The sequence below is a fragment of the Stappia sp. TSB10GB4 genome (genome assembly GCF_900185745.1).
GTDB lineage: Bacteria > Pseudomonadota > Alphaproteobacteria > Rhizobiales > Stappiaceae > Stappia.
In genome coordinates this window covers 1-11,484 of record NZ_FYAV01000029.1, presented here as the reverse complement: position 1 = coordinate 11,484, position 11,484 = coordinate 1, and the positions used below count along the sequence as shown (strand labels likewise).

10 protein-coding genes are annotated in these 11,484 nt (G+C 68.5%); 5 read left to right on the top strand and 5 right to left on the bottom strand.

What is annotated here, in order from left to right; translation table 11 throughout:
* Positions 1–294: 294 nt before the first annotated feature.
* The 4 genes from TSB10GB4_RS04305 to TSB10GB4_RS04290 are packed head-to-tail and all read right to left on the bottom strand — an operon-like array spanning position 295 to position 4,549.
* Complete coding sequence (locus tag TSB10GB4_RS04305) at positions 295–912, bottom strand: ABC-type transport auxiliary lipoprotein family protein (RefSeq protein WP_208984431.1); 618 nt, start codon at positions 910–912, stop codon at positions 295–297.
* A gap of 14 nt (positions 913–926) precedes the next feature.
* A complete protein-coding gene (locus TSB10GB4_RS04300; RefSeq protein WP_186394702.1) occupies positions 927–2,576 on the bottom strand; it encodes an MlaD family protein in 1,650 nt (549 codons plus the stop codon).
* Between the two features lie 17 nt (positions 2,577–2,593).
* A complete protein-coding gene (locus TSB10GB4_RS04295; RefSeq protein WP_186386159.1) occupies positions 2,594–3,403 on the bottom strand; it encodes an ABC transporter ATP-binding protein in 810 nt (269 codons plus the stop codon).
* Positions 3,404–4,549 (bottom strand): ABC transporter permease, encoded by a 1,146-nt coding sequence (locus TSB10GB4_RS04290; RefSeq protein WP_186394701.1) that lies wholly within the window; start codon positions 4,547–4,549, stop codon positions 3,404–3,406.
* Positions 4,550–4,799: 250 nt separating this feature from the next.
* On the opposite strand from TSB10GB4_RS04290, the gene dgcN reads away from it, so the two are divergent.
* Positions 4,800–5,813 carry an N-acetyltransferase DgcN gene (dgcN, locus tag TSB10GB4_RS04285; RefSeq protein WP_186394700.1) on the top strand — a complete coding sequence of 338 codons (1,014 nt, stop codon included), beginning with the start codon at positions 4,800–4,802 and terminating at the stop codon, positions 5,811–5,813.
* Positions 5,810–6,793 carry an N-acetyl-D-Glu racemase DgcA gene (dgcA, locus tag TSB10GB4_RS04280; RefSeq protein WP_186394699.1) on the top strand — a complete coding sequence of 328 codons (984 nt, stop codon included), beginning with the start codon at positions 5,810–5,812 and terminating at the stop codon, positions 6,791–6,793. Before dgcN ends, dgcA begins: the two co-directional genes overlap by 4 nt.
* 37 nt (positions 6,794–6,830) lie before the next feature.
* Here the strand turns inward: dgcA and TSB10GB4_RS04275 are convergent, their stop codons facing one another.
* A complete protein-coding gene (locus tag TSB10GB4_RS04275; RefSeq protein WP_186394698.1) occupies positions 6,831–8,075 on the bottom strand; it encodes an MFS transporter in 1,245 nt (414 codons plus the stop codon).
* A gap of 127 nt (positions 8,076–8,202) precedes the next feature.
* On the opposite strand from TSB10GB4_RS04275, the gene TSB10GB4_RS04270 reads away from it, so the two are divergent.
* From TSB10GB4_RS04270 to TSB10GB4_RS04260, 3 genes are all read left to right on the top strand, one after another.
* A complete protein-coding gene (locus TSB10GB4_RS04270) occupies positions 8,203–9,384 on the top strand; it encodes a protein phosphatase CheZ (protein WP_186394697.1) in 1,182 nt (393 codons plus the stop codon).
* Between the two features lie 107 nt (positions 9,385–9,491).
* Positions 9,492–10,541 carry a DUF2336 domain-containing protein gene (locus tag TSB10GB4_RS04265; protein WP_186386165.1) on the top strand — a complete coding sequence of 350 codons (1,050 nt, stop codon included), beginning with the start codon at positions 9,492–9,494 and terminating at the stop codon, positions 10,539–10,541.
* A gap of 210 nt (positions 10,542–10,751) precedes the next feature.
* A partial coding sequence (locus tag TSB10GB4_RS04260) for an IS110 family transposase (RefSeq protein WP_186394071.1) occupies positions 10,752–11,484 on the top strand: 733 nt, incomplete at its 3' end.

Genomic DNA, 11,484 nt, shown 5'->3' with positions numbered 1-11,484 from the left:
CCGTCTTCCACAGGCTGATCGCAAACGGAAAGAAGCCAATCGTCGCCCTCACAGCCCTCATGCGAAAGATCGTCGTCATCCTCAACGCCAGAACGAGAGACCACCTCAACGATATGAGTTGATGACGAACCGAGGGGGCGGTGCGTCCGGGAGGACGTCAAGGGGCGGTGCGTCCCGGAGGATGCGGGGTTCGCGCGGGCGTGTCCTCGCCGCCGCTCTGGGAACGAATAGGCCCCGGATCTCGCGATGCTCGTGCGGGGTGACCCCGGGGGGACGCCAGGCCGAGGCAATCGATCACACGTTGGACAGCACCCAGGCGGAGAGTTCGCCGAGGACATTGTCCGCCGCCGCGTTCATCGCCGCGACGGCATCGCGCACGCTGGTGCTCGCCGCCGGAACTTCGGCGCGGAAGATGCGGCTGGCCTTGGTGCGGCCGTTGCGGTCGTTGACCAGCCGCGCCATCACCTCGACCACCGCCCGGGTCTGGCCGTCGATCTGCAACTGGAAGGACCTCAGGTCCGTCTGCAACTGATAGTCGATCAGCAGCCCCTCGCCCGGCAGGCCGACGCCGCGCAGGCCGCGCGTGTTCTCCAGCGTCTGGACGATCTTGGCCTGGACCACCTTAGGCAGGGTATCGGTCCAGGCGGCCTTGGGGAAATAGGTATAGACCGGCCCCCGGTCGACGACGGCGATGGACGAGGTGTCGAGCGCCTGCAGGGCGCGCGGCGCCGCGACCAGCACCTGGATGCCGCCGCCGCGCGCCGACGGCGCGCGCTCGGAAACAGCCGGCGCCGTCAGCCCGTAATAGGCATCCGGGGTGCTCGCCGTGCCGCAGCCGCCGAGCAGCAGCGCCATGCCGATCGCCCCGGCGGAAAGAAGGCCCCTCAGGCCGGCCCGTTCACCCACACCCACCCCCAACTTCCATGTCATCGACGCTGCGCCCCCCCGAAGGTGGGCCTGTCCGGCCCGCCGAAGATCACGCGCTGCGGATCCCGGTTGAGATCGGAGACGGTGCGCTGGATCTCCACCAGCGTGCGGCTGAGCTGGGCCATGGCATTGGAGAAATCGCTCGATCCCCGCACGGTGAACCGCTCCAGCCCGCTGGCGATCGGCCCGACCCGCTCGGCGAGCACGTCGGCGACTTTGCGGATCGAGGCCGCCGCCTGCGTCGCCTCGGCGATCAGGCCTTCGCCGTCGCCCTCGACCATCGCATCGACCTTCTCGACGACGCTCTGGATGCGGGTTCCGGTCTCGTTGAGCTTCGACGCAAGCTCCTGCGCATCGCGCAGGATCTGGTCGATCTCCGGCCCGCGTCCCTTCAGGCTCTGGCTGAACTCGTTGACATTGGCGACCGCCTCGCCGGCCCTGTCGATCGCCGCCGTCACGGTCTCGGTCTTCTCCGCCAGCCTGCCGGAGAACCGCTCGACCGAGGCGACGACGCTGGCGATCTGCTGCGGATCGACGGCGGCCACCACCTTGTCGAGGCGATCGACGGTCTCGACGAGCTGCGTGCCGAGGACGCGCGTATCGGCGAGGACCTGGCGGATATCGTCCTTGCCCTCGGCGACCACCGTGCTGACCTCTTCGAGGTTCTCCATCGTCCGCGCCGAGGAGAGCACCAGCCGGTCGATGTCCGCCGACCGCTCCTGCAGCATCGTGGCGAAGGAGGACGCCCCCTCGACGATCCGCGACACGGCCTCGGGCCGCACCGTCGCGATCACCGCATCGACCTGAGCCAGGCTGTCGGTGAGGCCGGCGGCGAATTTCTGCAGGTCCTGCGCCGCGGTCTCCGCATTGGCGACGAGCCCGCTGAAGCCGTCCGCCGCCTGCGCCGCCTTCGATGTGATCTCGGCCGCATCGGTGACGATCTGGGTGACCCGGTCCGGCGGCACGGCATTGACCACCGCGGTGGCGCTGTCGACCAGCCCTTCAAGACGGCCGGACAGGCTCTGCAGGGCCTCGCCGGTGCTGGCAACGCTGGCCATGAACGTGTCGACGCCGTCGGCATTGTTCGCCAGCGCATCCGTGAAGACCCGCGCGTTGACGATGATCTTGTTCACTTCCTCGCGGTTGTCGTTCACCACCCGCTCGAGCGAGGCCAGCGTCGTCTCGGCGCGGCTGAGAATGTCCCTTGCGCCCTCGACGATATCCTCGAAGGCGGAGCGCTCGGCATAGATCACCGGCGGCTCGTCCGCATCGGGATCGAGCAGCAGCGGCGCGCTGGTCGACCCGCCCGACAGGTCGACATAGGCAATGCCCGACAGGGTCTGGAAACCGAGCGTCGCCTTGACGTCCCGGCGCAGCGGCGTCGACGGGCTGACGCGGATCGTCGCGATCACCACGCGCGGGTCCTTGGCGTCGAAGCCGAGCTCGCCGACATCGCCGACCTTGATGCCGTTGAAATTGACCGACCCGCCGACCGACAGGCCGGTGACGGCGCCGTGGAAGACGACCTTCACCGGCACCGCGCGCGGGCCTTCCGCCCGGCTACCGAGCCAATAGATGAAAACGAATCCGATGATCATCGTCGCAAAGACGAAGGCGCCGATGGCAATATAATTCGCGCGGGTTTCCATGCTTTCGCTGTTCCTGCCTATACCCGCCGCAACGCCCGCTCGCCGTTGAAATAAGACTGAACCCAGGCGTTGTCGAATGCCATCAGTTCGGCAACCGTTCCCGCCTTGAGCACCCTCTTTTCTCCTAATACCGCGACGCGGTCGCAAATGGAATGCAGGCTGTCGAGATCGTGCGTGACCATATAGACGGTCAGGCCGAGCGTATCACGAAGCGCGCGCACCAGATCGTCGAAAGCGGCGGCGCCGATCGGGTCCAGCCCCGACGTCGGCTCGTCGAGAAACACGAGGTCCGGATCGAGCGCCAGCGAGCGGGCAAGGCTCGCCCGCTTGATCATGCCGCCGGAGAGCTCCGAGGGGAACTTGTCCGCCGCGCTGCGCGGCAGGCCGACCATTTCCAGCTTGAGCAGCGCCAGTTCGTCCATCAGCCGCTGCGACATGCGCATGTGCTCGCGCATCGGCACCTGGATGTTCTGGCGCACGGTGAGCGAGGAGAACAGGGCGCCCTGCTGGAACAGCACGCCCCAGCGGCGCTCCACCGCCTGCCGCTCGTCCGGCGAGGCCTTGTCGAGATCGACGCCGAACACCTCGATGGAGCCGGCCCGCTTCGGCGTCAGGCCGAGGATCGCCCGCATCAAGACCGACTTGCCGGTGCCCGATCCGCCGACGAAGCCGAGAATCTCGCGGGTGCGGACATCGAGATCGAGATCCTTCAGCACCACCGTCGAGCCGAAACCGACGGTGACCCCGCGAACCCGCAGGATGATCTCCTGGTCCTGCGGGGACTGATCGTCTGCCTCACGGGGCGAAAGAGCGGTGTCGGAGGACATTCAGATCCCGATCGAGGAAAAGAAGATGGCGAAGAGGCCGTCGACGACGATCACCATGAAGATCGCCTTCACCACGGACATCGTCGTGTGATGGCCGAGCGACTCGGCCGAGCCCGAGACCTTCATGCCTTCGACGCAGGCGACGAGGCCGATGATCAGGGCCATGAAGGGCGCCTTGACGATGCCCACCAGCAACGTGTCGACGGTCACCGCCTGCTGCATCAGGTTGATGAAGACCCGCGGCGCCATGTCGAGATAGAGCCAGGACACCAGCCCGGCGCCGAACAGGGCGGCGAGGTTCGACAGGAAGGTGAGGATCGGCAGGGCCAGGATCAGCGCGAACAGCCGCGGCAAGATCAGCACTTCCGTGACCCGCAGGCCGATGACATGCAGCGCGTCGATTTCCTCGCGCATCTTCATCGAGCCGATCTCGGCAGTAAAGGCCGAGCCGGACCGCCCCGCGACCATGATCGCCGTCAGAATCACGCCGATCTCGCGCAGCACCAGAACGCCGGACAGGTCGACGACATAGACCTCGGCGCCGAACTGGCGCAGATAGAAGCCGCCCTGCTGGGCAATGATCGCCCCGATCAGGAAGCTCATCAGCATGACGATCGGCACCGCGCCGATGCACGCGCGATCGAACTGGGTGGCGATCGAGACGAGCCGCAGGCAGCGCGGCCGCACCAGCACGCCGGACAGCACGCTGACCAGCGAGCCGACGATGTGCAGAATGGCGAGCGCGTCCCGTCCGATGCCGACGACCTCGCGCCCCGTCGTCTCCAGAACACTGAAGACCGACAATTTGTGCCGCACCGGCGCCCAGGGCGGCGGATGGTGCTGCTCGATCTCGGAGATCAGCGCAGCGAAGGAGGGTCGCACGCCCTGCAGGCTGACGCGCGCGCCGTGGAACTCCAGGTCGCCCCGCAGCCTGTGGATGAGCCAGGCGCCGGCGGTATCGAGCCGGCGAAGCTGTGCAAGGTCGATATGGATGCGCCCCGCGCCAGGCATCCCGATGCCGGCCAGCGCCTGTTCCATCGCATCGCTGTGATGGATCGTCCACGGCCCGGCGAGCACCAGGAGAAGGACGCCGTCCTTCTCCTCGAGCGAGATGCGCGGTATCTCCTGCGCTGCCTCAAGCGTCATGCCAGCCGTCGTCCCGTTCCGTGTCGCCGCCAGCTTGCGCGCTGCGGCAAAGCTGCGCGGCGAACCGTTGATGCCGGGGGCGCGGCCCCGCGCCACTGCGCCCTCTTGCCGAGCCTCCCGAGGTCCACGTATACCTTGGCGCCAACGCAAGCGTCCAGCCAACCGGCCCCGAAAGGCGGGAGGCCCCACCTTACCGGCCGCACTTGACCGGCCGCACCATGTCCGGACATCCGTCTATCAGGAGACCATGATGGAAATTGCCCATCCTTACCTGCTGTTCCTCGGCGACGTTCCCGACGCGCTGGCCGCGAAAACCGGGCTCGGCATCGTCGACTGGCGCCGCGACTGGTGCCTGGGCCAGCACCGGCTGGACGGGTGCAAGGCGGATGCGAAACTGCCGGAGATGTCTCCGCAGGAAGCGGCTGCGGCCGGCGCCCGCACCATGGTGATCGGCGCGGTGAATGCCGGCGGCGTGCTGCCCGCGCATTGGGTGGCCTCCATCGTCGCCGCCCTCGATGCCGGGATGGACGTTGCCAGCGGCCTGCATATGCGCCTGCGCGCCGTCCCGGAGATCCGCGAGGCGGCCGAGCGCAACGGCCGCAAGCTGTTCGACGTGCGCCATTCCGACATCCGCTTCGACACCGGCAAGGGCAGCAAGCGCAGCGGCAAGCGGCTGCTGACCGTCGGCACCGACTGCTCCGTCGGCAAGAAATACTGCGCGCTGGCGCTGGAACAGGCGATGCGGGCGAAGGGCTTCGATGCCGACTTCCGCGCCACCGGCCAGACCGGCGTGTTCATTTCCGGGCGCGGCGTCTCGCTCGACGCGGTGGTTGCCGACTTCATCTCGGGCGCGGCCGAGTGGATCTCGCCGGCGGCCGACGAGAGCCACTGGGATCTGGTGGAGGGCCAGGGCTCGCTGTTCCATCCCTCCTTCGCCGGCGTCACCCTCGGCCTGCTGCACGGCTCGCAGCCGGACGCCTTCGTCGTCTGCCACGAGCCGACCCGCAGCACCATGCGCGGCGTCAAGACGCCGCTGCCGACGATCCAGCAGGTCATCGACATGACCATCGCGCTCGGCAAGCTGACCAATCCGGAGATCCGCTGCGTCGGCATCAGCATCAACACCGCCGCGCTTGCCGAGGACGAGGCCCGCAAGCTGCTCGCCGACACCGAGGCGGCCCATGGCCTGCCCGCCACCGATCCGGTGCGCTTCGGCTGCGACAGCATCGTCGCGCGGATCGCCGACGAGTTCGGCCAGCCATGACGGTCGAACTCGGCGTCGCGACGGATAGCTGGCCGATCGAGGGCGGCTTCACCATTTCACGGGGAAGCCGCACCCACGCCAATGTGGTCGTCGTCACGCTGACGCAGGGCGCCCATCGCGGGCGCGGCGAATGCGTCCCTTACGCCCGCTACGGCGAGACCGTCGAGGGGGTGATGGCCGAGATCGAGCGGATGGCGCCCGAGATCGCCCGCGGTCTCGACCGCACCGGCCTGCAGCAGGCGATGCCGGCGGGCGCGGCGCGCAATGCCGTCGACTGCGCCTTCTGGGACCTTGCCGCCAAGCAGGCCGGCACCAGCGCGGCGGCCCTTGCCGGACTTGGCCCGCTCGGCCCGGTGACGACGGCCTTCACCATCAGCCTCGGCACGCCGGAGAAGATGGCCGCCGACACGGCGAAGGCGAAGGACCGCCCCTTGCTGAAGATCAAGCTCGGCGGCGAGGGCGACGACGCGCGCATCGCCGCGGTGCGCGCCGCCGCGCCGGACGCGCGGCTGATCGTCGATGCCAACGAGGCCTGGAGCGAGGCGCTGTTCGCACGCAACATGGAGGCCTGCCGCGCCGCCGGGGTGGAACTGATCGAGCAGCCGCTGCCCGCCGATGCCGACGCCGCCCTCGCCCACCTGCCGCGCCCGATACCGGTCTGCGCCGACGAGAGCCTGCACACCTCCGCCGACCTCGACCGCCTCGCCCCGCTCTACGATGCTGTGAACATCAAGCTCGACAAGACCGGCGGGCTGACCGAGGCGCTGCGCCTTGCCCGCACGGCGCGGGAGATGAAGTTCAAGGTGATGATCGGCTGCATGCTGGGTACGTCGCTGGCGATGGCGCCGGGCGCGCTGATCGCGCAGGAGGCCGACTATGTCGATCTCGACGCGCCGCTGCTGCTGTCGAAGGACCGCGAGCCGGGCCTGGTCTTCACCGGCAGCCTGATGCATCCGCCCCGGCCGGAGCTGTGGGGCTGACAGCGCAGCCAAGCGGCGAGCGCGCACCCCTCGCCGATCAGCGGGAGCTGGCGTCCGCGCGCGCGACCACCAGCCCCGCCAGCAGGAAGACACCGCCGGCCGCGGCAAGGACCGACATGGCGGCGAAGGCCGGCATCGCCCCCAGCGCATAGAGATAGCCGGCTACCGCCGAGGCCAGCGCCGTCACCGCGCCGATGATCATCGAGTTGATGCCCTGCGCCGCCCCCGCCCATTGCGGCGGCGCCATCCGCGCGACGAAGGCGACGGCGCCCAGATGCGTGGCGCCGAAGCTGAGCCCATGCAGCAATTGCAGCAGCACGATGGAGAGCGGCGCCTCCACCAGCGGAAACAGCAGCCAGCGCAGCACCGCGCCGGCAATGCCGATGGCGAGCAGCCCGTTGATGCCGAGGACCGCGCGAACGCGCGCGGAGGCCGCGAACAGCGCGATCTCGGTGATCACCCCGACGCCCCAGAAGACGCCGACGGCGGTGCCCGACAGCCCGGCCTGCGACCAGTGCAGCGCGCTGAAGGCATAATAGGCGGCGTGGCTCCCCTGGGCGCAGCCGGCGGCGAGGATCACCAGCAGGAAGCCGGGCGTGACGAAGGTGCCTTCCCGGAACAGCTCGCCGAGACCGCGCCGGCGCGTGCCGGCGGCAATGGCAGGCGGTGCCTCGTCGTCGACCACCTCGGCGAGGGCAAGGTCCGGCGAGGCGATCGACACCGATTCGTTTTCGTCCACCTCGACTCGCGGCAGCGACACGGTGAGCGCCGCGAGGCCGGCGGCGAAGAGGCCTGCGACGATGCCGCCGACGACGACGGTCACGGTCCATTCGCCGATCAGCCCCCCGCCGATGACGTTGGCGACGATGAAGGAGACCGAGCCCCACAGCCGCATGCGCCCGTAATCGCCCTTGCCCTCACGCTCCACCCGCGCCGCAAGCGCATCCCCAAGCGGCATCAGCGGCGACCAGGCGATGGAGATGGCGACCAGCAGCAGGGCGCTGGCGAGGAAGCTCTTGGCGACGAAAAAGCCTGAAAACGCAATGGCCGCAATGATGCTGAGCAAGGCGATGGCGCGCCCCGGCGTGCCGAAGCGATCAACGATGGCGCCGATCAGCGGGTTGGCGGCAAGCCGCACCACCATCGGCACGGCGAGCAGCGTACCGATCTCGCCGGCGCTCAGGCCCGAGCTGGCAAGCACCAGCGGGAAGAAGGGAAGGAACAGGCCGAGGCCGAAGAAATAGGCTGCGAAAATGGCCGCAACCCTGGCGCTTAAAGGCATGGGGGGATGTCCGAGATCCGGGTGGACCCGCCTTCTATACCGATTTTAAGGATTTGGCGATTAAGCATGAACGTCGGTCTCCGGGCGATCCGGCGCCGAGGCGGAACAAGAACACGGAACGACAGTCATGGCTGACACGGGCACGCCGAGCGCGATCCGCGAGAGCGATTACGAAACGCTTCTGACCGCCCTGACGGACACCGATCGCGGCCGCTGGTTCCTGGACGAATACATCCGCCGCAACCAGAAGCCGGAAACCCAGATGGTGCTGGACGCCATCGCCCGTCTGGAAAAGGTGATGGTGCGCGAGCGCACGGTGCCCAGCATCGACCGGATTCGCCTCGACATCGCCGACATGCAGGAAGCGATCGAGCGCACCAAGCGCGAGATCTCCAACATCAAGCATGAGCAGGAAGAGGGCAACCGCTTCATCGAGGCCTCCAACGAGCTCGACGCCATCGTCACCAAGACCGAGAGCGCGACCCAGGAAATCCTCGCCGCCGCCGAAGCGATCCAGGAGACCGCCTGGACGCTGCGCGAGAACGGCGCGGACGAGGCGAGCTGCGACGACATCGACGCCCGCGCCACCGAGATCTTCATGGCCTGCTCGTTCCAGGACCTGACTGGCCAGCGGACGCAGAAGATCGTCCAGGTGCTGCAGTATCTGGAGTCCCGCATCAATCTCATGGTCTCGATCTGGGGCATCGAAGGCAGCCAGGCGGAAGATCCGAAGTTCGTCGAGGACAAGCGCCCGGATGCGCATCTGCTGAACGGACCGCAGCTCGAGGGCAAGGGCGTGTCGCAGGACGCCGTCGACGAGATGTTCGGCGGCGAGGCGAACATGGACTTCGACGGTCTCGAGGCCGGCGCCGATGCGTCCGGCGAAGCGGAAGAGGCCGAGGCCTTCTCCGGCTCCATCGCCTCGGCCGACGAGATCGACGCCCTCTTCGCCTCGGACGCGGCGGAGACCGGCGCCGACGTGTTCGATGCCGCCGACGAGAACGCGGGCGGGTCCGCCCTCGATACGGCCGCGCCTTCGGCGGGGCTCGATTTCGACGACATCGATTTCGCCGATGCAGACGTTTTCGAAAAGCCCGGCCGGCCGCAGCCAGACATCGCCCCGGTGGACGACTTCGACGATGTCGTGATGGTCGACAGCGAGGAGGCCGCCGCCTGGGATGCCGAGTTCGAAACTCCGGACCCGCAGCCGGCCCGGCCGGCGCCGAAACGGGCGATCCTGGACAGCGGCGAGAGCGACGACCCGCTCGACCGCCTGTCCCCCGGCGAGAAGCAGTCGCTGTTCAGCTAACGGCAGCCTGCCCTTTGTCCTTCGCCCTTTGTCCTTCTCCCTTGGACCTGCGGCCGATTGTCTGTATCTCTTCGCTCGGGGGCACATTGTGGCAATGGACGGGGCGCATGATCCGTGACCGGCTGGAGCAACTGGCAAGGACACGCGAGCCTTCGGCGCGCTCCGAACTCGTGCGCCTGCTCAGCGCCCAATATGCCGACAAGCTGGAGCGGGAGCCGACGGAAGCCGAGCGCCAGCTCTTTTCAGGCCTCGTGCTCGACGTCTTCGACCAGCTCGACCATTCGGTCCGCCTCGACATCGTCGTCCGCCTCGCCCGCACGGCCCGCATCACCCAGCCGCTTGCCGACCGCCTGACCGAGGAGCCCTTCGACGTCAGCGAGCCGGTGCTGGAACACTCGCCGGTGGTCAGCGCGGACAAGCTGCTCGAAGTGTCCCGCACGAGGTCGAACCGCCACCGGCTGGCGATCGCCCGCCGCCTCCATGTCCCCAAGGACATCGTCGACACGCTGATCGCCCGCGGCACGTTCCCGGTGATCAACGCCCTGCTGCACAATCGCGGCGCCGAATTCGCCGTAAGAGCGCTGCTCGCGATCCTGATCCTGTCGGGCAGCGACCAGCGGCTGCTCTGGGCGCTGGCCCAACGCTGCGCCCTGGACGACGGCTTCCGCGACGACATGCGGATGATCTCGCAGACCGACTGCCCCTTGATGCCGGACGACCTGGAGCGGGCGCTCGATGATCCGCAGCAACTCGGCCGGCTGGCGGAGCGGGCCATTGCCGACGACCGGGATGCCGGCCTGGAGGTCGCGGGCGAGCAATTGTCGCGTCACGAGATCCACATCCAGATCGCCTCGGGCGAGCTGAGCTTCGAGAGCATCTTCCTGACGCTGATCGAACGCAAGGACATGGCGGGGATCATCTGGCTGGTGTCCCGCCACCTGTCCTTGCGCGACTCGACAGTGCGCGACACCTTCGCTTCGCAGGCTGGCGGGGCCGTCGCGCTGCTGATGAAGGAGACCGGCATCGGCCCCAAGGCCTATGGCAGGTTCCTGCGGCTCAGATGCGACTGGCTCGGCATCAACAGCAAGACCGTGGCGCAGGACGTCTACAACTACCGGACGATGCGGCACCCCGGCGGCCGGCGCGCCTTCAACTGAAAGCGGGCGTGTCGGGCGCCGTCCCTTCCTTTCGTCCTCCCGGACGGCGCGCAGCGCCGAGCCGGGATCGGCGAGCCGAGGGCCTGTCGGCAGCCCGTCCGCGAGAATCCGCCACCGCCGTGGCTCGCCGGTTCCGTTGGGGTGGACGGCCCCCATCCGGCGCCGTTTTGCGCCAAGATGATGGTCCCAACACATCGAAGGAGCCGCCCAATGAACGAGATTACGCGCATCGGCATGGACACGTCCAAGCATCTCTTCCAGCTTCACGGGGTTGACGCGGCCGGCACGACGGTGCTGCGCAGGCAACTGCGGCGCGGCCAGCTTGAAGCGTTCTTCACGGCCTTGCCGCCGGCGCGGGTGGTGATCGAGGCCTGCACCGGCGCCCACCACCTGGCGCGCCGGCTGCGAAGCTGGGGCCACGAGCCCCGGCTGATCGCGCCGCACCGCGCCAAGCCCTATGTCGGGCGCAACAAGAACGACGCGGCCGACGCGGCCGGACTGTGCGAGGCGGGCGGGCGTCCTGGCATGCGCTTCGTGCCGGAGAAGAGCCCCGAGCAACAGGCCCGGCTGATGCTGATGGGCGTGCGCGCCAGCCTGATCCGGGCGCGCACCCAGGTTGCCAACGCGATCCGCGGCTATGCGGCCGAGTTCGGGCTGATCGCGCCCAAGGGGCTGTGCCGCATCGAGACGCTGCTGGAGCAGGTGGCGAGCGACCCCGCCCTGCCGCCGCTCGCCCGCAAGCTGTTCGCGCTGCAGGGCGAGCAATATGCCGCGCTGGCGCCGGCGCTTGCAAAGGTCGAGGCGGAGCTCGAAGCGTTCGTGCGCGACGACGACCTCGCCCGGCGGCTTAAGGCGATCCCTTCGGTGGGACCGGTGGGCGCGGCCTTGTTGACGATCAAGACGCCGGATCCGCGCGTGTTCGCCTCGGCCCGCGGGTTTGCGG